Consider the following 26,081-nt stretch of genomic DNA (forward strand, 5'->3'; position numbering starts at 1 on the left):
CAGGTGCGAGCATATTCTCGGCTCCGACAACTGCAAACGCAGCCACCGGCGGCGTCCTGTCACCTGACAGGACGCCGCCAGTAAACCTGATACTCAGATCAGGACGGATCACGCTGTGTACGAGCAGCATCAATCCGCTTTAGTGCCACCGCGGCGTTTCTGCTGGTAAGCAAATGGTCACTAGTGACATACGCTGCAATCTGCTCTCTTGACTCAACATCACCTAGTCGGCCGAGCGTAGCGATAACAAATGGACGTACCGCCTCGTCATCCAGTAATGAACGAACCGACAGCACTACTTCTGGCCTGCGTTTCGCAATTCTAGGAATAGCCTCGAAGATCATCTCCCTTGCACGGCCAAGACTTCGGTCAAGGAGTATTTCAATTACTTCATCTGCAACGGTATGGTCAGCAACCACGCCAAGGGCATTCCCTGCGACCCAACCCGCACCAAGCCCCTTCGGGTCCGGCATCACTCGGAACTGATTGATGATCGCTTGCGCAGCGGCCGGCCTGGCATAGGACACCGAGAGCGACCGGATGATTCCCTCACGAAGCTTCTCCCTTTCCACCGTCTGTGGGAGATCGGTGATTCTATCAAGCCATCGAATGAGAACCGGTACAGCAGCAGGGTACTTGTCGGAAGTGTTGACAAGGTCCCAGACATCACGGACACGAACACCCGAACGCGCGAGATCAGCCGACATCTCCTGCGGGGTAACAATCATGTTCCTACCCTGAAGACACTCACAAGACCAGCCTCCATCATCCCCTTCATTGCCGGCGTAAGTTTAGCCTTCTGATTGGTAAGGATCGCGAACTTGAGGTTATTTGCCGCCGCATGTTCCGCGAAGTCGATGATTTGCGGCGTAACCTTCAACCGCTTGACGTTCTTCATGTCGAGGATGAAGTCCGGCCTAGTAAGATCAGGCGTCCGATACGCGGCCGTCCCTGTGGCCGACGGGATACGAACTTTCTGCTCGAGGTCAAGCCCGAACTGGCGCTCGAAGTCGTATCCCGCTTCGTTGTTCGCGCGGACCGTGCAATTGCACGGGTTGCCGTTGCTGTCAACACCGTTGGCACAGTTGTGAACCAGGACAGGAGCGCCGCCGGCGAGGACGTAGTAGTTGTGTTGGCCGTCGACGGTGAGGTTGTGGACCCGTTCGTGCCGAGTGTGCCGCTCGACCGCGGTGATCTGCACCCAGGTGCCCGCGCCGGTCTGCAGCCACATGCCGGCCTTGAGCTGGTCACCGGTGACCCAGGCCCCGGCGTCGGGTAGCCAGAACAGGTGCTCGGCGGTCGATGTGATGGAGCCGGTCTTCGACCCGTCGTTGCCATCCACGTCGACGGTGATGGTGACTAGGGTCTTGTCACCCTCGTGGCTACGCACGTTGGTGACGATGCGGCCCTGACCGTCACCGGACTCGACGTCAGCGGCCATCACCTCGTCGCCGACCTGCAACTGCTCGATCGGCTTCGTGCTGCCATCGGCCAGCAACATCCGGGTACCCGGCACGAAGCTGTTGCACTTCGCCGGCGCCGGAGCGTCCTGCTTAGGCGCAGCCGGCGCGTCCTGCTTGGGCGCGACGGGAGCGTCGTCCACCTTGCGGGCACCGCCCGCCGCATCACCGACAGCCTCAGCCCTGTTCTCCGCCTTGCGGATGTCGTTGGCCGTGTCCAGCGCGTCCAGGCCCTTCTCGCCGTAGCGCGCGACCTTTGCCGCCGTCGCCCCGTACCCGGCCAGCGGAATCGCCGACGCCATCGACAACGCCGCATCCACGTAGTTGCCCTCGGCGGCGTACCAGATGCCGTTCGCCACGTCGGCGACCTCACCGACCACCGGCACCAGGCCCACCACGTCCAGCGCGGCGTGACCGATGTCCGACCACGACATCCCGAACAGGTGCCCGTCGAGTTCGACGAAACTGATCGGGTTACCACCGGCGAACGAGTACCGGTTACCGGTGAACGGATCCATCGCCAACGCCATGTCCGCCAGCGCACCGCCGTACATGTCCCGCGTCAGGAACCGGTTCAGACCCGGGTCGTAGTTACGGAACCCCATGTCATAGGTACCCGACCCGGCATCCCAGCGGGAGGCGTTGAACCGGAACGCGTTGTACGCCTCCTTGTCCGGGTTCGACGAATCCTCCTTGTCCACCCCGGTGAACTGCGCCGAGTCGTCCTTGCCGTACGCGGTGTACCCGTACGTCGCCCGGGTCTTGCCGTCCTCCTTCGTGATCCCCTCGACGTCACCCCGCGGGCGGTACACGTACTGCGAGTACTCCCGCGACCCGTCATCCTTGTGCTTGATCTGGGTCAGCTGCTGACCCCACGGCGAGTACTGGTAGGACTTGTCCGCCTTGCCGGCGACCTCCTCGCGCAGCACCTGGCTGTCCAGGCCGAGGTAGGTGAACGCCGTCGTCTTGTCGCCCGCCGTCTGCGACACCGTCCGGTCGAACGGGTCGTACACGTAGGTGGTCGACTTGGCGCTCGCGCCCGTACCGGCCGTGACCTTGGCCGTGCGGTCGAACCCGTCGTAGTAGTACTTCTGCGCCCGCTGCCCGCCGACCGACACCGTGTCCAAGCGGCCCAGCGGGTCATAGTTGTAGGTCGACGTGACGCCACCGCTGGTGGACGAGTGCAGCCGGTTGCGGTCGTACTTGTTGGTGGTCGTCGCGCCGCCGACGGTCTGCGTGATGACGTTGCTGTTGGCGTCGTAGGTGTAGTTCTCCGTCGCCGAGCTGTCGCCGGACTTGGTGACCTTCTGGATCCGGTCCTGCGGGTCGTAGTCGAAGACGTAGGTGTTGTCGATGTAGTCCGCCGCGTTGTCGGCGTTCATCAACTTCAGTACGTCCTTGGACGGGTTGCCGTTGGCCGTGTACTCCAGGGTGTGCTCGGCGACCACCGTGCCGGCGGAGGTCTTCTCCACCTGGTGCCTGGTGGAACCGTCCAGGTAGTACTCGAAGTCGACGGTGTTGCCGTTGGGCTTGACCTGCTTGAGCATCTGCCCGCGGGCGGTGTACGTGAACGTCGAGATCTGCTGGTTGCCCGCCGTCGGCGAGTCGGCGTTGGTCACCTTCGCGACCATGTCCCGCGCGTCGTAGTCGATCTTCGACCAGGTCAGGTCGTGGGTCGACGTGAGCGGGTTACCGTTGGCGTCGTACGTCAGCCCGGTGGTGTTCTTCACCGTGCCGCCGGCGACCTCCTCGACCTTCGCGATCTGGTTGAGCTCGTCGTACCCGATCCGGTACGTGTCGATCTTCGCGCCCGGGCTGAGGTCCTTGACTTCGACCATCAACCCGTTCGGGTTGTACCGGTAGGTGAAGTTCTTCGTCTCGTTGTCGGTGTCGGCGGCGTTGTCGCGCACCAGCTTGACCGCGTCGGCGAGCACCTTGCCGGTCGCCTGATCGGTCACCGTGACCTTCTGGGCGCCGTCCTCGACGAATGCGTACTTGCCCAGGCTCACCCACGACCCGGTGTTCTGGGTCTGGTTGACCGTCTTGGTGACGGTGCCGCCGTTGTAGGTGATCGTGAATTTCGCGTCGGTGGCCGCCCCGCTGACCTGCGGGTACTGGACGAACACCTCGTAGCTGCCGTCCCGCGGGATGTTCAGCTGCCAGTTGAACTGCGCCGATCCGCTACCGGCCGGGGCCGAGTAGACGTCGTAGCCGTACTGCCCGGTGGCCGTCCCCGCGGTCCAGGTGCCCTGGGAGGCGGTGTTGTGGGAGTCGGAGCTGTCGACCAGGACGACGTCCTTGCCGACCGGCACACCGTCGTCCGACCGGGACTTCTGGTTACCGGAGGGGGAGAAGTCCCAGGTCATCGTCCGGGACGTCGACCCGCCGGCCGAGGTCAGCGTGTTCCTGGTCTGCTGGCCCAGGTCGTTGTAGTCGTAGGAGTTGGTGATGTTCCACGGATCGACCGCGGACTTGGTCCAGCCGTTGTCGTAGTAGCTGTACCTGGTCACGTTGCGGACCGTCTGCCCGTCCGACGGCGGGGCGCTGATCTGCTCCAGGTTGCCGACGGGGTCGTACTCGTAGATGGTCTTGTCGGGCGTCTTGTAGCGGGCGTCGTCCTTGTCGTACGCCGACCAGGTCTCCTTCACCCGGTTGAGCGAGTCGTAGACGTTGACGCTCGCGAAGTCGTCCGGGTCGTCGGTGGTGGCCACGCCGCGCGGCGTGATCACCTTCGTCTGGTTGCCGACCTGGTCGTACTCGTACTTGGTGATCCGGTAGCTGATCGTGCCGGCGCTGTCCTTGTCACGCGGCACCTTCGACTCGATCAGCGCGCCCCGCTTGTCGTACGTCGCCAGCGATTCGTTGCCCTCGGCGTCGGTGGTCGCGACGGTCAGGCCGTCCCGGTCGTAGCGGGCGGTGGTGAACTTGCCCGTCGCGTCGATCGTCTTGACGACCCGGTGGTTCAGGTCGTACTCGAACTTGGTCGTGTAGTCGTTCGGGTCGGCGGTGGCGTTCTTGATCGCGTCGATCAACGTCCGGACGTTGCCGACGTTGTCGTAGACCGAGGTGACCTTCTGGCCGACGCCGTTGGTGACCTCGATCGGCTGGTAGATCTCGTCGTACTTGGTGGTCGTCGTGTAGTCGCCGGCCGTGCTCGTCAGGTTGCCCTGCGGTTCGGTGACGGTCAGGACGTTGCCGACCTTGTCGTACGTCGTGGTGGTCTTCCGCTCCGGGTCGGTCGCCTCGTCCTTGGGCGCCACCGTCTCGACGGGCTGGTCGGCCTTGTCGTAGGCCGAGGTGGTGGACGTGCCGTTCGGCGCGTAGGCGGTGGTGATGTTGTCGTTGGCGTCGAACACCGGCGCCTTGGTGGTGATGAACCGGCCTGCTGCGGCGTCCACCGGTTCCACCTTGTCCAGCGGTCGCCCGAACGTGTCGTACGACTGCGTGACCTTGGCGTTCTTGGCGTTGCGGACCTCGGTCACGTTCCCGCGCGCGTCGTAGACGAAGTACGAACTCTGGGTGGACGCGTCGATGATGGTCTGCGGGTAGCCGCTGGGGTGGAAGCTTTCGTTCCTGGTGACGTTGCCGTTGGCGTCCTTGGCCGTCAGCAACTGGCCCCAGTCGTCATAGGTGTACGTGGTGGTGTAGTCGTTGGCGTCCGACGTCGTGTTGCCGACCGGGTCGGTGACCGAGGCGACGTCGCCTTCGGTCGTGTAGCCGAACGTCCACTTGCGGCCCTCGGGGCTGGTCTTGGTGGCCAGGTCGGCGACGTAACCGTTCAGCTGGTATTGATAGGTCATCACCGTGCCGGACGTGCCGTTCTTGACCGCCTCGGCGTCCTTGACCTCCAGCGGGTAGCCGGTCTTGGCGTCGTAGCTCCAGGTCGAGACCGCGCCGTTGGCCTCCTCGAGCCGGACCACGTTGTGGTCTGAGTCCCAGCCGAGCGTGGTGGTCTCGTTCTTGGCGTTCGTGGTCTGGACGGGCCGGCCGTAGCCGTCCATCTGGTACGCGGTGGCGTGGTTCTCCGCGTCCGTGACGGTGGTGTTGATGTTGTTGCCCTGCGGGCCGTCCGGGTCGGTGTAGGCGAACGTCGCCGGGTAGCCGAGCCGGTCGGTGTAGGACTTGGTGGTCCAGTGCCACTTCGGGTCGTCACCGTTCTGCGGGTAGTTGTACGCCAGGTTGGTGGCGTTGCCCCGCGGGTCGGTGGTCTTGACCAGCTTGACGTTCTTGTTGCCCTGGGTCATGTCGTAGGCGAACTTGAACACCTTCGGCTGGTTGGACCCGGCGCCGTCGACCAGCTCACCGAGCAGGCCCTTGTCCGTGTACGTGAACGTCAGCTTGCGCCCGGAGATGTCGGTGACCTGCTTGACGTGGTCGATGATCTTCGGGTTGGTCAGCTTGGTGCCGGTCTGGCGGGTCCAGGTGGTGTCGTCGATGTAGTCGTAGTTGTCGCCCTTGGCGTAGTAGTCGATGGTCAGCGTCCGCCGGCCGCTCGGGTCGGTCAGGTACGTGAGGAACTTGGTCGGTTTGTTGTTGGACTTGCGTTCGGCGTAGGTGAACAGCATCTCGTTGCCGTTGTTGTCCACCGTGCTGGAGAGGTAGCCGTCGCAGTCGTAGAAGAACTGCGTGCGGTCCGGCCGGGTCAGCCGCCACGCCTTCGGCTCCTGGGTGTTGGGCTTGCAGTCGACGCTGCTGTACTTCTCCAGGTACAGATGCACGCCCTTGGGGCTCTTCCACTGCCCGGCAGTGGAGTCCCAGGTGAACCAGTGGCTGGTGCCGTCCCCGTCGGTCAGGGTGACCTTGGTCGGGTTCGGGTTGGGGTGGAAGTCCAGCGGGGTGCCCAGCCGCATCATCGACGAGGCCTGCAGCGACCAGCCGTAGCCGGCGACGGTGTCGGAGGTGTCCAGCGAGTTGTACGCCAGCCGCACGAACGTGGACAGGCCACGCGACGGGTTGTTGAACGCGTTGTACGACCAGACGGTGTTGCCGGAGTACAGGTTGTTCATCACCGTGCCGCCGGCGCCGGTGTTCTTGCCCGCGTACGAGTAGAACTTCTCCAGGCCCAACTGGTCGGAGGTCGGCTCCTCCACCGCCACGGTTTGCGCCAGCGGGGCGATCGACGTGGTCTGCGACAGCCACTGGCCGCTGGTCTTGTTGCGTAGCTCCCAGTTGAGCGCGTAGTCGGTGCGCTTGTTGCCCTCGGTCGTGGAGGCCGGGGTCTTCACCTGGGCGGAGACGTCGACGATGGCGCCCGGGTTGATGTCCGCGGGTAGCGCGGTGGCAACCTGGTTGCTGGCGTCGGTGGCCGCGCTGCCGTCGGCCCGGGTCCACTTGTACGACAGCTCCCAGTCGGTGGCCTTCCACGCCGACAGGGTCGGGTTGGACACCGTCACCGGGACGGTGTAGCTGCTCGCCGGGGCGGCCTGCGCCGGCGTGGTCGGCGCGTAGTACGTCGACTCCGCCGTCGGTTCGAGGTAGGTGACCTCGAGGGTCGGCCGCTGCATCGGCTCGGCCGCCTCCGACGACAGCAGCATCGCCCGGGCGGTCTGGTTGACCTCGTCGCGCTGCTTGAGCAGCAGCCCGTAGTTGCTGGCCGGGTTGGCCAGCCAGCCGCTGACCGCGTTCTTGACGTCCCAGGCCTCCCACTCCGGGTCGTTGGTGAACCCGTTGAAGCCCGACAGCGCGGCGGGGTCGTAGTCACCGCCCGCAGTGGTCCAGGGCACGCCCGCGCTGGCGTTGTTCCAGCTCGCGGTGGTCTCGTCGAAGTCGCGGGTCAGCTTGTACGCGTCGACCCACTCGTCGGTGTCCGTGCCCGGGTAGAGGTAGGTGTTCCACATCCGCAACTGCGCGCCGGTCACCTGGGCGTTGCTGGGGATCCCGGCCAGGTCGGGGAACTTCACCAGCCCGCGGGTGTCGCCGTAGTACGAGGAGTTGTTGCCCGGCGAGACGTACGGGTCGCCGTCGTACACGTCGACGTTCTCGGTCGGCCGCGCCGCCGACAGCGTCGTGTCGGTCACCCCGGTCCGGTAGATCCTGGTGATCTGGCCGGCCTTGGGCAGCATGGCCGGCTGCGTGGGGCCGGGGATGAGCTGACCGTCGGCGGTCTTGACCGCCACCATGTAGTAGTAGAACTTCCGCTTCATCGGGTCGGTCTCGGTCGCCGCCGTCGGCGTCGCCGTACTGTCCTGGAAGGACAGCGCGCCCGGCTGCACCGGCGCGACCAGCGTCGCCGCGCTCGGGGTGTACGTCTGGTAGATGCTGCGGTGCACCTGGTACTCGACGATGTCGTCACCGGACGCGCTCGACGGGTCCACATAGGCCGGCCAGTCCAGCAGGGCCCCGGTCGCCGTGATGGTCGTCGGCGGGTTCACCGTCACCCCGGGCCGGCCCCAGGTCAGTACCAGCTTCGGCAGGTTCGAGTCCCGGCGTTCGTTCTGGTAGCTGAACTCGGACGCCTCGTAGACCGGGCCGCCCCGGCCGAGCGTCGCCTCGTCGAGCGCCTTGACCATGAAGCCGTAGTTGGGCTGGCTCCCGTTGACCCACTCCTGCACCACGTTGCGGACCGGGAACGAGTTCCACGTCGAGGAGGTGCCCCGCTTCTTGACCGCGCCGTCCTTGACGAAGCGGACCGCGTCGGCGATGACCGCTTTGCCGGACACGTCACCGAGCACCACCTTTCCGATGGTGCCGGCCACGAACGGGTGGGTACCCAGCGTCTTCCACACGCCCTGCCCGGTGGGGGTGGTCTGGTCCACGGTGTAGGTCTTCGACCCGCCCGAGTAGTAGACGGTGTACGGGGCGTTGGTCGCCCGGTCGGACTCCGTGACGAAGTGCACCTCGACGCGGTAGTCGCCCGACTCGGTGATCGTCGGCACCCAGGTGTGCGTGTGCCCGGTCGTGGTGTCGTTGTTGACGCGGTAGTCGCCGTTGATCGCGAGCGGCGTCAGCGTGGTGTTGCCCGAGTACGACCAGGTGCCGACGACCGACGTTCCCGCGTCGCCGTCGTCGACCTGCACCAGGTTGGCGGCCGGCTGTGCGGCGATGTTGGCGTTCGTGTTCGCCCACGTCGCGCTGCCCTCGTCCCACGGCTGGGTGATCCGCCGCGCCTCCATCGACACGTCGTACTGCCAGTCGGTGTGGGTCTGGTCGTAGTACATCTCCAGCCGCGCGTCGTCGAGCACGGTGCCCGCCGGCACGCCCGTCAGCGGGAACTGCACCAGCGTGCGCCACGCGGCGGTGGCGTCGGTGCCGACCTTCAACTGGTAGGTGTCGTTGTAGTTGCGCGCCGTGTTGCCCGCGTAGATCTGGACGTCCTGCGCGTCGGTCGGCACCGGCTGGATCTTGATGGTGGGGTCGATGACGACGGGGTACTTCCGCGCGGAGTCGGCCAACCAGGCCGCGTCGGCCGACACCGTGATCGTGGTCCGGCCGTATATCTGCTGCACCCGCTGGGTGACCTTGTCGCTCCACACCTTCCCGTACGGCGAGGCCTTGTCGTCGCGCGCGTCGTACATGAACGGCGCGGGCATCACGAACTCCGGCTCACCGCCCGACGGCCGCACGAACGCGATCGATCCGTCCTTGCGCTGCTGCGGCGTCAGGCCGCCGGCGTCCACGGTGAACGTGTACGAGACCGGACCGGACGGCGGCGCCCGCAGGACGATCTTCTCCTTCAGCGCGGTGGAGGTGACGTCGTACACCAGGTCCGCGCCGCCGGCCAGCCCCGCGTACGTGACCGACGAGCCGTCCACCTTGGGCGTGACGCCCTTGGCCGCACCGGTGAGGCCCAGCTCGACGGACCGGCCGTCCCGCTCGAATCGCACCAGCTCGTCGGAGCTGTCACCGAACAGGCTGGTGAACGTGTTGGTGTCGTTGCCCTGCGGGAAGCCCGGCCGTCCCGTCGCCCCCACGTGGGTGTCGATCGGCTGGTACCGGCCTCGAGTGTCGCGGTAGTTCACCGGCACGGCCGAGACCTCGGCCTGCATTCGACCGTCGGACAGCTGGAAGATCCGCCCGTTGGCCGTACGCTTCTCGGTGACCTCCCGCACCCGCTTCTGCGCCGGCCACGCCTTGCCCGCCGGCGCCTTCTGCTCCATGGCCAGGCCGGCGCTGATCCGCTCCGCCCGGCCGGACGCCCCGTTGCCCACCAGTCCGCGGACCGTGGCGCCCCACCGGGACAGCAGCCCGCCGCCGTCGTCAGCGGTTCTCGCAGCATCGGTTCTGGCCGGTCTGTCCCACCGGACCGGTTCCAGCCCGCCCAGGGTGGCCACCAGTGCCAGCACCAAGAGACCAATGACGACGGCTCGCCGCTTCCCCATGATCCACCACTCTCCGTCGGGGACCGAGACACGATGAGCGAACCGTAGCGGGGATAGATACATGTAAACGCATATTTGAAATACGCGGTGTCATACAGCGATCGGAGCCGCCCCCGTCGCCTGCCTGCCGCCCACCCGGAACGCGGGAAGCTGCGCGCCGTCCGCCGCCGTGAGCTCCGCGGCGTACTGACGTACCAGGTCCGGAAGCCGGTACCGCTCCGGCGACAGGGAGTCGACCAGGTGCGCGTCGAGCAGGCGCTCCAGCGCCTGCCACGCGCGGACGAACGGCACATCCAGCAGCCTGGCCGCCTCCTTGACCGACACCTGCCCGCTCGGGAGCGAGCCGAGCAGCCGGAACACCCGCGCCGCGGTCTCGTCGTCGGCCGCCACCTCGTGGTACCCGATGTCGATGCAGTCCCGCACGGACAGATCCCCGTACGTCAGCGCGTCCAGCCGGTGGCGTTCGTCGGCGAGTTGCCGGACGAGCACGTCGAGCGGCCACGCCGGCCGGCTGGCCAGGCGGGCCCCGACGATCCGCAGCGCCAACGGGAGGTTCGCACACAGCCGGACCAACACGGCGGCGTTCGCGGGGTCGGCTGTCACGCGGGAGCCGCCGGCAAGCTCGGCGACCAGCAGGCGGGCATCGTCGTCGGGCAGTACGCCCAGCGGCACGTGCCGCCCCGCGTCCACGGTGAGCAGCGGCCTTCTCGCGGTGACCAGCAGAACGGACGCGGAGCCGGCCGGAATGAGCGGGCGTACCTGCGCCGCATCGGTGACGTTGTCGAGGAGGACGAGCACGCGCGCCTCGGCCAGCAGCGAACGGCAGCGGCTGGCCCGCTCGTCGGGCCGGTCCGGCACCTCCCGCGCCGGTACGCCCAGCGCCCTGAGCACGCTCGCGAGGATCTCGGCCGACGCGACCGCCGGTCCGGCCGCGTGAAGGTCCCGCAGGTCGACGTAGACCTGGCCGTCCGGGAAGTCGTCCGCCACCAGGTGCGCGACCTTGACCGCCAGCGTCGACTTGCCCACTCCCCCGGGCCCCGAGACCATCACCGCGGCCGGGCCGCGCCGGCCGGCCGCCCGCAACGCGTCGACAAGCTGCGCGAGCTCCTGCCGGCGGCCGACGAACACGGCATCGGCCGGCGGGAGTTGTCTCGGCGGCCCGCCGAGGGTCGAGGGCGCGGCAGCCGGGGTCGAAGCGACCGACAGCTCCGGAGCGCGTCCGAGAATGTCCCGGTGCAGAGCCTGGACCTGCGGGCCGGGCTCCACGCCGAGCTGCTCGCCCAGCAGCGTGCGCATCTCGTGGTAGGCGGCGAGGGCCGCGCCGGTGTCACCCGACCGGTACAGCGCCAGCATCAACTGCGCCCAGGCACCCTCGCGCAGGGGGTGCTGGGCGAGGTGCCGGCGGAGTTCGCCGATGACCTCGGCGTGTTCGCCCAACGCCAGGCGCGCCCCGACGAGGTCCTCGAACACCGCCAGCCGCTGCTCGACGAGGCCGGTGAGGTAGGTGTCCAGCGCCGTCCCGCGCGGCAGCCCCTCGCCGGGCGCGCCCCGCCACAGTGCGAGCGCGTCACCGAGGTGGGCGACCGCGGCGGCCGCGTCGTGCGCGGCGAGCGCCGCCCGCCCGTTCTCCGCAAGCCTCACGAACTCGTCGACGTCGAACTCACCGGGCTCGACCCGGAGCCGGTAGCCACCGTTGCCGGCGACGATCCGGTTGCCGAGGAAGCGGCGCAGCGCGGCCACGTACGTACGGATGTTGGCCACCGCCGACCGCGGCGGCGAACCGGCCCACAGGGCCTTGCCCAACCGCTCCAGCGACACCGGGCGATTGGCCTCCAGCGCCAGCGCGGCCAGTACCGCACGGCATTTGGCCGTGCCCAGCGCCATCGAGCGGCCGTCCTGGCGCAACTGCACGCTACCCAGCAAACGAAACTCAAAGGACACCGCCGCCCGCCTCCCCAGGACCGCCCGACCGCCGCATCAACATAGAGATCAAATTGGCATGGATCAAAAAAGATTCGACCGTTAGAAATATGTGGAGACGCCATTGGCGCGAGGCTTCTGATGGTGTAAAGAAATCGGCACCCCGGACGCTGCCCCGAAAGGAAGCGCTCCCATTCGGGGCGATTCAGGCAAATTTTCCGACATTTCCGCCCTCGCGACCGACCGTGACCCAGATTCGCCTGAACTGACGATGGACGAATGCAATGACTTTAGTCAATGCATTCACCTGATTGAGGAGCGCGACCATAACCGCTACATGAGGTGACCTGGGTATCGTGCGCCGTTAATCCGCCCCGGTGACAATGTCGAGAAATGACACCTACAAATTGTGGGGTTAACGGCGACCGGCCGGGCGGGCGCGAGAATGCGCTCGCCCGGCCGGTCGCGGCGGACGCCGGTCAGCCGACGTGGATGCCGGGCCGGCGCTCCGGGGCCGGTTCGCTCTGCCGGATGATCTCCCGTACGACGGGGGCGGTGTCACCGCGCCCGAGGAGCAGGTACCGCAGCAGGTGCACGATGGGGCTGCCTTCGGCCCACTCGAAGTAGCAGTGCGGCTTCACCCCGGTGGCGTCGCGCACGGCGAGCAGGATCGCGGCGATCGCGTTGGGGGCGGCCGGGCTGGTGGCCCGCAGGATCCGGTGCCCGCCCACCTCGACCCCGCGCACGCGTAGCGCCTCGCTGAACTCGGACGGGTCGACGACGTTGACCTCGAGGAACAGAATGTCCGCGTTGCCGGGCACGGGGTTGATACCGCGGACGGCCGCCTCCTTGGCCGCGTACTCGGCCGCGTCGCCGGCCTGCCGGCGGTTGGCGATGATGTTCAGGGCACCGTCGAAGGCCAGCGAGTCGGTGACGAACCGGCGGGCGGGTTGATCGAACTCGATGGAGTTCGCGCGCAGTTCGGTGGTGCGCGACACCCGGGAGATCAGCGACACGATGACGATGCCGGCGATGAACAGCGCCGAGATCGCGATGCCGTCCGGCTTCTCGCGGATGTTCTCCAGCAGGGCGTACAGCAGGACCAGCGTGAGCAGCGCGAAGCCGGCGGTGGCCGCGTGCTGGCGGCGGCGTACGGCGGAGACCGTCACCGCGAACGCACCCGAGACCATCATGGCCAGGATGCCGGTGGCGTAGGCACCGGCCTGGGCGTTGACGTCGGCGCGGAATGCGATCGTGATGGCGATGCTGATCGCGGTGTATACCAGCACGACCGGGCGGACGGCCCGGCCCCACTCCGGCGCCATGCCGTAGCCGGGTAGGTACCGGGGCACGATGTTGATCAATCCGGCCATCGCCGACGCCCCGGCGAACCACAGGATCAGGATGCTGCTGATGTCGTAGACGGTGCCGAACGCCTCACCGAGGTGCGCGTGGGCCAGGTACGCCAGCGCGCGGCCGTTGGCCGCGCCGCCCGGCTGGAACTCCTTCGCCGGAATGAGCACGGTGGTGACGAAGCTGGTCGCGATCAGGTACACCGACATGACGACCGCGGCGGCGGTCAATAACTTGCGGGCGTTGCGGATGCGCGACCGCAGCCGCTGCTCGTCGTCAGCGCCGTCGGCCGCGACCAGCGGCATCATGCTCACCCCGGTCTCGAAGCCGGACAGGCCCAGCACCAGCAGCGGGAACGCGAGCACGGCCGGCCCGACCAGGCCACCGAACCCGCCGCCGCCGGACGTCAGCGCGTGGGTCCAGGTCGATAACGCGCCGGCGGTGGTGAACACATCGACCAGGCCGACGACGACGATGACCGCATTGAGGCCCAGGAAGACAGCCACCAGCGGGATGGCGACCCCGACGGCTTCGGAGAAGCCGAGCAGGAACACCCCACCCAGGAGCAGCAGCAGCACCACGGTGATCGCGACCGCGTGGCCGTGCAGGAAGCCGGGCAGGTACGGATTCTCGATCATGTGCACGCTGGCGTCGGCCGCCGACAGGGTGATCGTGATGATCCAGGACGTGGCGACGAACCCGAGCAGGACGAGCACGAACAGCTTGCCGCGCCAGAACGGCAGCAGCCGCTCCAGCATCGCCACCGAGCCCTGCCCGTGCGGGCTTTCGGCGGCCACCCGCCGGTACATCGGCAGCATGCCCAGCAACGTGAGCGCGACGATCAGCAGCGTCGCGAGCGGGGACAGCGCCCCGGCCGCGAGCGCGGCGATACCCGGGACGTAGGACAGGGACGAGAAGTAGTCGACGCCCGTCAGGCACATGACCTTCCACCACGCGTGCGGCTTCGCGTGCGCCTCCCCGCTGGCCGGCCCGACCGGCTGCACACGGTGCGCGAGCAGCCAGCGCCCCAGCGCGCCGCGCGGCTCCTTCGGCCGTACCGGGCTGTCGACCCGATCCGGAACTGCCAGCTCAGGCGCGGTAGTCATGGAGCCCTTCTTCACCGACGATCAGCTGTTGCCGACTCGATGATGCCCGCACGCCGCCAGTCCGAATCGCTGGGCGCGCCGGCACCCGCGTCGTGGTGAAGGTCAGGTCTTCGCGGGTTCTGCGGCAAGTACCCTCAACGTCCGGTTGTTCTCGGTACATATCCGGCGTTCTTCCCTGAAACGGCGCCGGCGCAAGGAGGATCCGCACGATGGCGAACCAGAGCCCGCCCGCATCATTGGCCGACCGCTTCATGGCGGCATGGAGGGCGCTGGAGGCGTGCCTGAAAGATCGCTGGAGCGAGCTCGAACAGCAGCAGTCCCGGTACGCCATCCCGGACAACGCACAGCTGCTTCGCTGGGCCGAGCAGCGGAAACTGCTCACGCGCTCGGCCGCGGACTTCCTCGACAGCTGCCGCCACGCGCGCAACGCCTACGCCCACGTGTCCTTCGACGACTACGCCGGCCCGGTCGCGCTCCCGCCCGAGCAGGTCGTCCTCCGCCTGGAACGGGTGGTCTCCTCACTGCGCAACCCGGCCCGGATCACAGAGGTCGCGGTGGAGGCGCGGACATGCGAACCGTCCACCCCGCTGCGCGAGGCCCTGAGCCTGATGCACAAGGGGGACTTCTCCCAGGTGCCCTACCGGCACGACCAGCACGGCTGGCTCCTGGTCACCCGAGAGCAGGTCGCCCGCTGGCTGGAGGCGCAGGCCGACGAGGACGGCATGGCGCTCGTCTCCCTCGGTCAACCCGTGGTCACGCTGGCCGACGACCCGCGGGTCGGGCCCGTCATCCCGCGTCGCCTCCCTGCGTCGGCGCCCCTGGTGGACGCGGTCACCGAGTTGGAGGCGGCCCTCCACACTCCCGACTATCCGCTCGTTCTCGTTACGGTGAAGGGCCGGAACACGCCGGTGCGGGTGCTTGCTGTGGACGACCTGCCGCGGGCGTACGAGGTGCTCGGTCGCTGAATGATGGCGATGGCCAACCTACTCGTGGTAACCGCTTGCGTTCGCCTCGTAGTATTCAACCGATCGGGCCATGTAGATCCATGACTTGCCGTGATCAGAATGTCACATGGTGGCATCGGATCATCATGTCGACGACCCGCCGATTCGTCGCAGGAGAGCCGAGGATGACGAAACGCACCACGGCCTCCCGATTTCACTGCGTACGATCCTGGGCCGACTGGCCAACCGCTCCCGCCCTCGCAGCGAGGCCACGCTGCAGGCCGACATCCGACAACTACTTCTAAACGGGGACTTCGGACTCGGCGACGATGATCTTGACGTGGACCTGGAAACCCAGGTCGGCGACGGCCGGCGGATAGACATCGAAACGGGCTTCACCGTCATCGAGGTGAAGAAGAGCCTCGCCGGCGCAGGCAGCGCGCGCAGTGCCGAACGCCAGTTGGCAGGTTACCTGCAGGCCCGAAGCGGCCAAACGGGTCAGCGCTATGTCGGCGTGCTCACCGACGGGATGCAGTGGCGGGCGTACCACCTCGTAGGCGACGGCCTTTCCCAGGTGACGCGGCACGACCTGACATCCGCCCATTCGAGCGGGCTGGACCTGCTGTTCTGGCTGGAGGGTGTTCTCGCCACCCGCCAGGGCATCCCGCCGACGCCCGCCGAGATCGCCCGACGTCTGGGTGCCGACAGCACCTCCCACGCCCTTGATCGTGCTGCGCTCGCCGCCCTCTATGACGAACACGCCGATGCCGCGTCGGTCAAGCTCAAACGCGAACTCTGGGCTCAGCTACTGCGCAGCGCGCTCGGCACACAGTTCGTCGATGACAAGGAACTCTTCATCGAGCACACGCTGATGATGAACAGTGCGAGCATCATCGCCCACCTCGTCGTCGGCTTCGACGTCATGAGCGGGCCACCGGCCAACCTGCTCAGCGGACAGCGATTCGACCAGGCTGGGATCGGTGGGGTCGTCGAGCACGACTTCTTCGACTGGACAATTGAAGTCCCGGGTGGCGCCCCGTTCGTACTCGCCCTCACACGACGACTTGCCCGATTCGATTGGTCGCAGGTCCAGCACGACGTCCTCAAGACCCTGTACGAGTCGATCATCGGCGCGGAGACCCGCAAACGGATGGGCGAGTACTACACGCCCGACTGGCTCGCGGAGCGAGTAGTGGACGCCACGGTCACGGAGCCGCTGCGGCAACGGGTCCTGGACCCGGCCTGCGGGTCGGGCACCTTCCTGTTCCATGCGGTACGCCGCTATCTCAACGCGGCCGACCAAGCCGGGGTCCCACTCACCGAGGCACTCACCGGACTCTCGGACCACGTGGTCGGCGTCGACCTGCACCCCGTGGCGGTAGCCCTGGCTCGCGTCACGTACCTGCTGGCGATCGGCCGTGACCGCCTCAACAATCCGAGCCGAGGTCCCGTCTCGATCCCGGTCTACCTTGGCGACAGTGTCCAGTGGCAAGAGCGCATCGATCTCTTCACTGAGGAACACCTCAAGATCCGCACAGGCGTGGAGACCAACGCGGTCGTAGAAGCCCTGCAGTTCCCGGAGCACCTCCTCAACAACGCGAGCCAGTTCGACCGGCTCGTCACCTCCCTCTCCGCGTTGGCAGCCAAGCCCCACGAACGGCGTACCCGATCGGCACTGACCGCTCTGCTGGACCGACTGGCGATTGACGAGCAGGACCGTCCGTTGATCGCAGAAACTTTCAGCGTCATGTCCGATCTCCATGACGAGGACCGCAACCATATCTGGAACTACTACATTCGAAACCTCGCCCGCCCGGTATGGCTCGCGATGCAGGCCAATCGGGTGGATGTATTGGTGGGTAACCCGCCCTGGCTGTCGTACCGACACATGTCCGCCGAGATGCAGTCGGTGTTCCGCACGCTCTCGCGGGATCGCGGGCTATGGCACGGTAACCAGTTCGCCACCCACCAGGACCTGTCTGCGCTGTTCGTGGCGCGCACCATCCAGCAGTACCTCAAGGTCGACGGATCGTTCGGCTTCGTGATGCCCAACGCCGCCCTTGACGGGGACTACTTCAGTGGCTTCCGCTACGGCTGGTACAGCGACCCGGTCGAGCCGACAGCCGTGGCGTTCACGCACTCCTGGGACCTGCGGCGGCTGCGCCCGCATCTGTTCCCCCAAGGTGCCGGCGTGGTCTTCGGGCGTCGGACCACCACGACCCGGCGCCGAGCTTTGCCGTCGACGACCGAACGATGGTCCGGCAAGCTCCCGCCCGGTGCTCAGTCATGGCAGCACATCGAGCCCTGCGTCTGGCGCGAGGACGCCGAGCTCGCAGCCGGTGGAGACACGCTGGACAAGTCACCGTATGAGCCGCGTTTCTCGTCGGGGGCGAATATCTTCCCTCAGGTGCTGTTCTTCGTCGAGGACGCACCGGCCGGGCCGCTTGGCCGGCCTGCCGGCTTTCGCGAGGTTCGCTCGGCGCGCAGCAGCTACGAGAAGGCGCCGTGGAGGAGCCTGCCCGGCGTGGAGGGCATGGTTGAAGCGCGGTTCGTCCGCCCGGTCCTACGCGGTGACAGCCTGTTGCCCTACCGGATCCTGCGCGCCCGGGAAGCGGTGCTGCCGCTTGTCGGATCACGCCTTATTGACATCGACGACCCGGAGCTTGAGCGCCATCCAGGACTCGAGGAATGGTGGCGGCGCGTCGAGGACCTGTGGACGACGCATCGGTCAAGTGTCCGGCTGACACTCGCTGAACAACTCGACTACCGCCATAAGCTCACGGCGCAGATCCCGGCGCCGCCACTGCGGGTCGCCTACGGCAAAGCCGGCATGCATGTGGCGGCTGCGGTGGTTAACGACCCAGATACGATCATCGAGCACGCACTGTACTTCTGCACGGTTGCTTCGAGAGCGGAGGGCAATTACCTGTGCGCCATCCTCAACAGCCCCGTCCTAACTGAACTTGTCCGACCGCTGATGTCCTATGGCAAGGACGAGCGGGACGTAAGCAAGCATCTCTGGAGGCTGCCGATCCCGCTGTACGACCCGGATGACCCGAAACATCAACGCCTTGCCGACCTCGGCTCTCAGCAGGCCCGCGCGGTTGAGGCAATGGACATCGACGTTCACGCGAACTTCGTGACACTCCGACGGCAGGTTCGCGCAGCGCTGGCCGCCCATCCTGGCTCAACGGAGATCGGCGCCATCGTGCAGGAGATGCTTAGCTAGGCCCAGGCTCAGCGGAGGTCGAACTCGCCCCGTCGTACACCGTCGACAAAAGCGGCCCACTCGCCGCCAGCGAACATCAGCACCGGACCTGACTGGTCCTTGGAGTCTCGGACCGCCACGTCCTGATCCAGGAACGCGACCTCGACGCACTGGCCGTTATTCGTCGACCGCGTGCTCTTTCGCCACACGGTGCGGGACAGATCGGGGTTCACGATGTGCTCCGTCAGCTTCGGCGTACTGGCGAGCCACGGCCGCGATCAGCTTGACAGACTCCTGCTTGCTGAGCGCGGTCGCCCTCATGTGGTTGTAGACCACGCTACACCGGCGCAGATCGTCAGCCTTTTCCATATACAGGTTGCCCGCCTGCCCCTCGACGTACGCGACCGGTGAGTGCATCCGCTCGTCGAAGTCGAAGATCGTCAGCGACCCACGAACTCCCGGATAGCCACCGTGCGAGAGCGGAACCACCTGCAACGTCATCTCCCTGGCCATCGCCACCAGGCGCTTGAGCTGAGCGGCCATCACCGCCTTGCCGCCGACCTCGCGGTACAGCACCGCCTCGTCAAGGATCACCCACAGCTCCGGCGAATCCTCCTCGAGTACCCGCTGCTGCCGCTCCATGCGTAGCTTGACCTGCCGCTCGACCTGCTCCTCGGTCAGCCCAAGCTCGCACGTCTCCGCGATGGCGCGAGCATAATCCTCGGTTTGCAGCAGACCGTAGATCACCATCGGCTCGAATACCTGGATCCGGGTCGCCGCGCTCTCCATCCCGAGGAAGGTCGCGAACGGCGCGGGCACCTGACCGAACGTCTTCCACCAGCCGCGCTGCTTGCCCAGCCGTTGAAGCTCCAGCAGTGAGTCACGCACTTCGGCGTCGCTCACGCCGTACACATCGAGCATGAGCAGCAACTCGGCGCGCACGATCCCCACGTCGCCGGCCTCGATCTTCTGGACCTTGCTGACGGAGCAGCCGAGCCGGTCGGCGATCTGCGCCTGCGAGATGCCGGCTGAGTCGCGAAGGCGAGCGAGCTGCTCCCCGAGCTGCCACCGCGGAATTGTCGGCCCGATCGGTTTCGGCATTGACCTCTCCCCTCCCCGGATCGAGCGCCAGTCTCATCGATCGCCATCATGACCACAAGCCCGATTGCGCAAACTTACGACATAACGTTGACGGCCGCTGAGAAGCGGGTGCAACCTTGCCGCGGGTTCACGGCAGTCGAAGGGAGTCGACGGTGGACGATGACGGCCACAGTCCCGAAAGACAGCGGCGGCGGCTCACCGTGCCGCTCAGTTCGATGGCGTCCGAATCGGACATCCTGAAAGCGCGCCGCCTGCTCGTCGTTCACCGGCCGCGTGCTTTCGTCCGGCAGCTGTGCACCGGCTGCGGCAAGGCATGGCCGTGCCTGGACACCCTCTACGCGTGGGCGGTCACTGGCGCTGAGCCCATAGACCCGGATTCTCTGCCGTGAGCTGCGGGCGCTGACCGGGATGGGCGTATACCAGTCCCAGGCGGTTGCGTTCGCGCGGTACGCGACGGCCCAGGTGGCGTACCACGAGCAGGTCGTCGCGCGGCATCAGATCGACGGCACCGGGTGCTGCCGATGGTGTGGTCGCGTGTGGCCGTGCGACCAACTCCGGCACGCCCGGCAGATGGTCGACCATTTCAGCCAGTGGGCTCTGACGGACGAGCCGGCCCGGGGAACGATGCTCGTGCGACCCTACGTCTCTGGCAAGTGACCAACGAGGAAGGGAAGCTACCCGACACAGTGAGGCGGCTCGATCGGAATATCCGCATGGATTGCGTACACCCCGAGCCACCACGCGAACAGTGCGTCAAGAATCGAGAGTAGGACGAGGAACCGGGCGGCGGCACGCAACGGGCCGGATCCCCTGCGGTACCCGGCTACGCCAGCACGGCGGCCACCACGACAAGGACCGCGCCGACAACCGACAAGGGCAACGCGTACGCAGGCATGGCAGCGGTGATGGGGTGGAACAGATGCTCGCACTGCCGCCGACAGAGGTCGTCGACATGGTCAGCCGCCGCGATGGCGACGCCGGTCGCGGCGAGCCCGGCGGCGGAGGCGACGGCTCCCGCCGCTAGCCAGCGGCCGGCACGCCGAGCCGGACGGGCCGGCGTGGATAGTTCAGGTACCGCGGTCACGGGGAGATGCCCCTGCCAGTTCGGCTCGGCGCAGACGATGCGAATTGTCGTACGCCGCCGCTAGCCGCCAGCCATGTTCGCTCGCGCGGGTGTCCAGGTTGCTGATGTCGACGCATCGCTCGCCTTCTACCTGCGCGTCTTCGCGCCACTCTGGATGCGGGAAGCGATGCGCATTCCGCATGACGGGTCCTTCGTCGTGGGTATCACCGGCCCTGATGGCGTCCCGGGCTTCTGGCTCGGCCCCGCCACGGGCCCTGAGACGCGGGAGCTGCACGTGCCTTCCGCGCCGGCGACCGCGCGGCCGTCGAGGCTGTTCACGCAGCAGCTGTGACCGCCGACGCAGAGGTGCTACACGGCCCGCGTGAATGGCCTGAGTATCACGCGGGCTACTACGGCGTGTTCCTGCACGACCTCGACGGACACAACGTCGAAGCCGTCCACCACGGGCAATAGCCCCCCGGACACAAAGGAGGCGGCACTGTGACCGGCCAGTCGAATGACACAACGAAGTGCAACGCCCCATAGACTCTCGCCATGGATTCAGCATCACCGGAAGAATTGCGTTTCGAGTACTGCTCCGACGTGGACGGTGTCCGCTTTATCGTGGTTGACGACGGCGCGACCAACCTCAGCGGCTGGCGTGTCGAAGTCAAGGACTGTAACGGAAACGTCCGACTAAACCGGTTCGAGCGCCACACGGTCTGGGGCGTTCTGGGCAGCTGGAACTTCCTGGGATACGGCGAAAAATGCACAGCCTGGGCGGCAGTGGCCGACCATGGCGAGCAGGCGGTCGTGCTTCTCGCACCCGATGGTCGCCGGGTCGTCCTCGGCGCGTAGGAGAACTGAGGACCTGAGCGACCAGACCTATCGGGTTGTCGTCACCCGCGACGGCCATAAGTGGTGTGTGAGAATCCCGCCCTACCCGGTGCGCAACGGGTACCACGGAGGCGAACCGCCGAGCCAACGGTCGCTGCCCGACCCCGAAATACCACTGCAGGTCCCCGCTGATCGTGGATCATCAATGATCCTCAAGAACGCAGCAAGAGTAGCTGGTTCCCTACGTGGCATTTTCTCCACCTGTTCGAATCATCGACGGAGCCGAGTACAGATCGTCCTCAATCCCTACGCGGCGGGCGACCATTCCTCTGCGAAGGTCTCCATCTGGCGCAGGACGAGATCGATAGCGACCGGTGCGGCGTCCGGCGGATAGCCGTGTACCGCGAGCAGCCGCTTGATCCTTGAGCGGAGCTTGGCTCGGACGTCGTCGCGCGACATCCAGTCGACGGTCACGGACTGACGGACCGACTTGACCAAATCGCGAGCGATATCGGCGAGCACGCCCTCGCTCATCTCCTGCACGGCCGCCTCGTTCTGCGCCACCGCGTCGTAGAAGGCCAACTCGTCCTCGGTCAACGCCGGGCTAAACCGCTGGCCGCGGTTGGCGTCGGCGCTGACCTCCTTGGCCATCTTCACCAGCTCGGCGATGATCTCGGCGGAGGTGAGGTGCTGGTTGGTGTAGCGGCGCATCAGCTCCACAAGCCGGGCCGAGAAGCTCTCCTGGCGCACGACGTTGTGGCGGGTCACCTTGCGCATGGTCTGCTCGATAGCCCGGCGCAGCGCCTCGATCGCCAGGTGGGGCGTCTTCGAGGCGCGCAACTGCTCCAGGTACGCATCGTCCAGGTGGGACAGGTCGGGCCGCTCGATGCCCGCAGCCGCGTAGATGTCGGTGACCCCGCTGGCCTCGATGACGCCGGCCGTCAACTGCTTCAGGTACAGGGCGATCTCGGCCGGGATAGGCAGGCCGCGGGAGCGCCGGTCCTCCACGTCGTATTTGGCCATCCAGACCCGTACTTCCTGGAAGAACGCGATGTCGTCACGCAGGTCGTTGATGTGGCCGCTGCTGGCGCACAGCGCGTAGAGCCGGTCAAGTCGGGCTGCGGCCTGCCGGAACCGCTCGGCGAGCGTGGGCTCCTCTACCGGATCGACCTGGTTCTCCGTGATGCTGGGGTCGCGCAGGTAGTTGATGGTGCCAAGGACGGCGTTCCGGTAGCTGTGCTTACCGCCGGCCGAGAGGACGGCCCGCCAGTCGTACCCGCGCAGGATCGTGCCGCAGATGACCTGGTGCTGGTCGCGGAGCAGGCTCACCAGTTCCTCGGTGTCGCGCCCCATGGGTTTGCTGTTCTGGTCGTTCTCCGTGTACTCGGCCAGGGCCTCGTGCAGGTTCTGGGTGAGCGGGGCGTAGCCGACGAGCAGGCCGTCCTGCTTGGCGCGGAAGGTGCGGTTGACCCGGGCAAGCGCCTGCATCAGCCCGGCGCCGCGCATCGGCTTGTCGAGGTACATGGTGTGCAGCGGCGGCGCATCGAAGCCGGTGAGCAGCATCGACTGCACGATGATCAGTTCAAGTTCGTCATCCGGGTCGACCGCCCGGTTGTGCACCGCCTTGGTCTGCGACGGCCGGCGTACGTGCTTGCGGATGTGCTTCTCGTCGGTCGGGCCGCCCGTGTACACGACCTTGATCTTGCCCTTGTCGTCGGCGTCGTCGTGCCAGTCGGGACGAAGGGCGATGATCTCCTCGTACAGGCGGGCGCAGATGTCCCGGGTAGCGCAGACAACCATCCCCTTACCCGGGCCACCGATGTACTTGCGCATCTGTTCCGACCGCGCCTCCCAATGCTCGACCAGGTCGGCGGCGAGGGTCTTGAGCCGGGCCGGGGCGCCGTAGATCTCGTTCATCACCGCGACGGTGCGCTGGATGCGCGCTTTCTCGGCGTCGTCGAGCCCGGAGGTGACTGTGTCGGCCCGCTCGTCGATCGCCTCCGGGGCCACGCCTTCCGGCAGGTCGACCGGGATGAGCCGGCTCTCGTGGTAGACGCGTACGGTGGCGCCGTCGTCGACGGCCCGGGTCAGGTCGTAGATGTCGATGTACTCGCCGAAAACGTCACGGGTGTTGCGGTCGGCCTGCGAGATCGGCGTACCGGTGAACGCGATCAGCGTGGCGTGCGGCAGCGCGTCGCGCAGGTGCCGGGCGTACCCGTCGAGGCTGTCGTAGTGACTGCGGTGCGCTTCGTCGACGATGACGATGACGTTGCGCCGGTCGGACAGCAGCGGGTGGTTTCGGCCCGCTTCCTTCTCTTCCTTGGTACGGCCGAACTTCTGGAGCGTGGTGAAGATGATGCCGCCCACGTTCCGGTTGGCCAGTTCGGCGCGCAGCGTGTCCCGGCTGTTCGCCTGGACCGGCTGCTCCGGCAGCAATTCACTGCCGGCGAAAGCCGAGAAGAGCTGGTCGTCGAGGTCCGTGCGGTCGGTGATCACGACGATCGTCGGGTTGCCCAGGCTCGGGTGGCTGGCGATCTGGAAGGAGTAGAGCTCCATCTCCATCGACTTGCCGGAGCCCTGGGTGTGCCAGACCACGCCCGCCTTACCGTCGCTGCGGGTCGCCTCAACCGTTTTGCGCACCGCCTTCTCCACGGCGAAGTACTGGTGCGGCTTGGCGATCCGCTTGACCGGGTGGCCCTTGATCTCGCCGAAGGCGATGTAGCCGCGCAGCAGGTCGAGGAAGCGACGCGGGTCGAACAGCCCGTAAAGCGCGAGGTTGAGCGCGAGATCCTCGCTGCTCTTCGCCGGCTGCGGCACCGGCTCGCCGTCTTCCTTGACGTTCCACGGCGCGAAGTGTTCGAACGGGGTGAACGCGGTGCCGTAGCGGGCGGTGATGCCGTCGGAGACGACGCAGACCGCGTTGGCCCGGAAGGCCAACGGCAGCTCCTCGACGTACGTGCTGATCTGCTGGTGGGCACCCTGAAGGTCGGCGTACGCATCGCCGGCCTTCTTCAACTCGACCAGGCCGACCGGCAGGCCGTTGAGGTAGGAGACGACGTCGAAGCGCCGCTTATGGTCGCCATCGACCACCATCACCTGGTTGACCGCGAGAAAGTCGTTGGCGCTTTCGTCGCGGAAGTCGACCACCCTGATGGTCGGGTTGTGCTCGGCTCCATGCTCGTCGGTGTAAACGACCGAACGGATACCCTTGGTGATGAGGCCGTGCAGCCGGTGGTTTTCGGCGAAGGCGTCGCGCGACTTGGCGCTCATCACCTCGGCGACCGCTTCGTCCACTGCGGGCGGAGGAAGCTGCGGGTTGAGCCGGGCAACCGCATCACGCAGCCGGCCCGGGAGGATCATCTCGGACCACGACTCGCGCTCGCCGGTCCCCGGCGCGATTGAGGAGCCGGGTACGGGTTCCCAGCCCAACTCGCCGAGCGCGTCGAGCGCGAAGGCCTCCCAGTCCGCTTCGGACATGTCCCGGTTCGGGCTCACAACTCCTCCTTGCGGTTTCGTCTGCTGTGCTTGGCGGCAAGGTAGGCGTTCACGGCCTTGCGGGAACTGCGCCAGATGCCGTCGGACCCTTGCACGGCGTCCAGCCGTCCGCGCCGGGCGGCGTGCCGCAGTGCCGTCAGGCTGACGTCCTTGGTCGCGAGGGCCGCCAGCGGCACCAACCGGACCGGACCGGCCACGTTCGGCACGATGAACCGGTTGAGGTTGTCGTACATGGCGCGGGCGATGAGTTCACCCAGCGCGCCGTGGTCACCCGCGTCCGCCCGTTGCAATGCGGCCAGATAGGCGTCCCGCTGCCGTTTGAAGATGATCACGGGCGGATAGCCGAGGCGCACCAGGATCAGGTTGAGCAGCAGCCGGCCGGCGCGACCGTTGCCGTCGAGAAACGGGTGGATCCGCTCGAACTCGTTGTGCAGTCGGGCGAGTTCCTCGGGAAGTGGCCGTTCGAGGGTCGCTGCCGTCCGGACCCGTTCGCCGGTCTCGCAGACGTTGTCAATCCACCCGTCGACGCGGGCGGGCACCAGCGGCCAGGCCGGCGGGTTCATGCCGGCGGAGAACGGGTGAATGTCGTGCTCGCGGAAGTTGCCCGGCCCTTCCCGGTCGGTGGCGTCCGGATGTGGCGCCACGTCCCACACCGGGGTCATGGCCGTGAGGTGCACTCGACGTACCTCACTGACGTTGACGAGCCGGCCGTCGTGCCACCCGTCCGGTTCCAGCGCCTGGCTGTAGACCCACTGCGCTGCGTCGGCGTATCCGCGTACCTCGTTGTACTCCCGCAGCGACTTCGCCCCGACCGCCCGGCCCCGGCCAAGGAGGGCCTGTACCTCGCGGAGGACGAGGGTGTTGCCCTCCAACGCGGTGGAGTGGTGTGCCTCCTGGTGCCAGATGTCGTCCCAGATGGCCTGGGCTTCCTTGGGAAGCGGCAGGCCGCCGAGCCGCTGGTTGAGTTCAGCCAACGCCCGGTCCAGGCGCTCATAGACACTGGCCCTGCTGGGGCGACCCCGACCGGCCACGTGCGGCACCTCTCTCCTGGTAGCGATAGGGGCGAACAATTTGGTATAGGAAGATGCTAGCTAATTGTTCTTACCAAATCTGTCCGATACTCGGTCGCTGCGGGTTGACGGAATGGCGCCGGAGCCTACCCGGCTCGACTCGCCGCAAGTCTGAAGCGTGGCCCGTCGGAAGGCGACGTAGCGCCAGCCTGGAGGAGGCGTGCGCCGATGAGAAGTCGTCGACGGACAGGGCTCTGGGCTCCGAC

General features: G+C 66.8%; 14 protein-coding genes. 5 read left to right on the forward strand and 9 right to left on the reverse strand.

All coding sequences use genetic code 11. The features are described 5' to 3' along the window. Nucleotides 1–98: 98 nt before the first annotated feature. The 4 genes from HC028_RS00055 to HC028_RS00070 all read right to left on the reverse strand — a co-directional run bounded on the left by HC028_RS00055 (nt 99) and on the right by HC028_RS00070 (nt 14,157). Nucleotides 99–728 carry a hypothetical protein gene (locus HC028_RS00055; protein ID WP_168071646.1) on the reverse strand — a complete coding sequence of 210 codons (630 nt, stop codon included), beginning with the start codon at nt 726–728 and terminating at the stop codon, nt 99–101. Further along, nucleotides 725–9,778: a golvesin C-terminal-like domain-containing protein gene (locus tag HC028_RS00060; protein WP_203981222.1), complete on the reverse strand. Its 9,054-nt coding sequence runs from the start codon at nt 9,776–9,778 to the stop codon at nt 725–727. The genes HC028_RS00055 and HC028_RS00060 overlap by 4 nt, the downstream gene beginning before the upstream one ends. A gap of 90 nt (nt 9,779–9,868) precedes the next feature. Further along, entirely contained in the window at nt 9,869–11,689 is a 1,821-nt protein-coding gene (locus tag HC028_RS00065) for an AfsR/SARP family transcriptional regulator (RefSeq protein ID WP_168071648.1), read from the reverse strand. Between the two features lie 488 nt (nt 11,690–12,177). Next, the gene (locus HC028_RS00070; protein WP_168071649.1) at nt 12,178–14,157 is read right to left on the reverse strand and encodes an amino acid transporter; all 1,980 of its coding nucleotides are present in this window, start codon (nt 14,155–14,157) and stop codon (nt 12,178–12,180) included. A 209-nt stretch (nt 14,158–14,366) separates the two neighbouring features. Between HC028_RS00070 and HC028_RS00075 the strand changes: the two genes are divergently transcribed. Then, nucleotides 14,367–15,122, forward strand: coding sequence for a hypothetical protein (locus HC028_RS00075; RefSeq protein ID WP_168071650.1), 756 nt, complete (start codon nt 14,367–14,369; stop codon nt 15,120–15,122). 106 nt (nt 15,123–15,228) lie between these two features. Then, nucleotides 15,229–18,330 (forward strand): N-6 DNA methylase, encoded by a 3,102-nt coding sequence (locus HC028_RS00080; RefSeq protein ID WP_168071651.1) that lies wholly within the window; start codon nt 15,229–15,231, stop codon nt 18,328–18,330. An 8-nt stretch (nt 18,331–18,338) separates the two neighbouring features. Here HC028_RS00080 and HC028_RS00085 read toward each other — a convergent pair whose 3' ends face one another. Both HC028_RS00085 and HC028_RS00090 read right to left on the reverse strand, forming a co-directional pair. Beyond that, entirely contained in the window at nt 18,339–18,542 is a 204-nt protein-coding gene (locus tag HC028_RS00085; RefSeq protein WP_168071652.1) for a DUF397 domain-containing protein, read from the reverse strand. Beyond that, complete coding sequence (locus tag HC028_RS00090; protein ID WP_168071653.1) at nt 18,487–19,410, reverse strand: helix-turn-helix domain-containing protein; 924 nt, start codon at nt 19,408–19,410, stop codon at nt 18,487–18,489. Before HC028_RS00090 ends, HC028_RS00085 begins: the two co-directional genes overlap by 56 nt. Before the next feature lie 152 nt (nt 19,411–19,562). Between HC028_RS00090 and HC028_RS00095 the strand changes: the two genes are divergently transcribed. Next, a complete protein-coding gene (locus HC028_RS00095; protein ID WP_168071654.1) occupies nt 19,563–19,799 on the forward strand; it encodes a hypothetical protein in 237 nt (78 codons plus the stop codon). Nucleotides 19,800–20,233: 434 nt separating this feature from the next. Here HC028_RS00095 and HC028_RS00100 read toward each other — a convergent pair whose 3' ends face one another. Beyond that, the gene (locus HC028_RS00100; RefSeq protein ID WP_168071655.1) at nt 20,234–20,494 is read right to left on the reverse strand and encodes a hypothetical protein; all 261 of its coding nucleotides are present in this window, start codon (nt 20,492–20,494) and stop codon (nt 20,234–20,236) included. A 73-nt stretch (nt 20,495–20,567) separates the two neighbouring features. Between HC028_RS00100 and HC028_RS00105 the strand changes: the two genes are divergently transcribed. Together HC028_RS00105 and HC028_RS00110 are read left to right on the forward strand one after the other, a co-directional pair. Further along, on the forward strand, nt 20,568–20,825 hold the full coding sequence (locus HC028_RS00105) for a VOC family protein (protein ID WP_373313876.1): 258 nt from the start codon (nt 20,568–20,570) through the stop codon (nt 20,823–20,825). Nucleotides 20,826–21,028: 203 nt separating this feature from the next. Then, on the forward strand, nt 21,029–21,331 hold the full coding sequence (locus tag HC028_RS00110) for a hypothetical protein (protein ID WP_168071656.1): 303 nt from the start codon (nt 21,029–21,031) through the stop codon (nt 21,329–21,331). Nucleotides 21,332–21,616: 285 nt separating this feature from the next. On the opposite strand, the gene HC028_RS00115 is transcribed toward HC028_RS00110, so the two are convergent. Beyond that, on the reverse strand, nt 21,617–24,805 hold the full coding sequence (locus HC028_RS00115; protein WP_239075390.1) for a type I restriction endonuclease subunit R: 3,189 nt from the start codon (nt 24,803–24,805) through the stop codon (nt 21,617–21,619). Then, nucleotides 24,802–25,836 carry a Fic family protein gene (locus tag HC028_RS00120; protein WP_168071657.1) on the reverse strand — a complete coding sequence of 345 codons (1,035 nt, stop codon included), beginning with the start codon at nt 25,834–25,836 and terminating at the stop codon, nt 24,802–24,804. Before HC028_RS00120 ends, HC028_RS00115 begins: the two co-directional genes overlap by 4 nt. Between the last annotated feature and the right edge of the window lie 245 nt (nt 25,837–26,081).

The sequence above is a fragment of the Planosporangium flavigriseum genome (assembly GCF_011947225.1).
GTDB lineage: Bacteria > Actinomycetota > Actinomycetes > Mycobacteriales > Micromonosporaceae > Planosporangium > Planosporangium flavigriseum.

Excerpts from the sequence above, each read along its gene's own strand:
- HC028_RS00055 (WP_168071646.1), bottom strand. The coding sequence starts at position 728 with ATGATTGTTACCCCGCAGGAGATGTCGGCTGATCTCGCGCGTTCGGGT.
- HC028_RS00090 (WP_168071653.1), bottom strand. The coding sequence starts at position 19,410 with ATGCCGAAACCGATCGGGCCGACAATTCCGCGGTGGCAGCTCGGGGAG.
- HC028_RS00070 (WP_168071649.1), bottom strand. The coding sequence starts at position 14,157 with ATGACTACCGCGCCTGAGCTGGCAGTTCCGGATCGGGTCGACAGCCCG.
- HC028_RS00060 (WP_203981222.1), bottom strand. The coding sequence starts at position 9,778 with ATGGGGAAGCGGCGAGCCGTCGTCATTGGTCTCTTGGTGCTGGCACTG.
- HC028_RS00075 (WP_168071650.1), top strand. The coding sequence starts at position 14,367 with ATGGCGAACCAGAGCCCGCCCGCATCATTGGCCGACCGCTTCATGGCG.
- HC028_RS00105 (WP_373313876.1), top strand. The coding sequence starts at position 20,568 with ATGTTCGCTCGCGCGGGTGTCCAGGTTGCTGATGTCGACGCATCGCTC.
- HC028_RS00080 (WP_168071651.1), top strand. The coding sequence starts at position 15,229 with ATGGTGGCATCGGATCATCATGTCGACGACCCGCCGATTCGTCGCAGG.
- HC028_RS00110 (WP_168071656.1), top strand. The coding sequence starts at position 21,029 with ATGGATTCAGCATCACCGGAAGAATTGCGTTTCGAGTACTGCTCCGAC.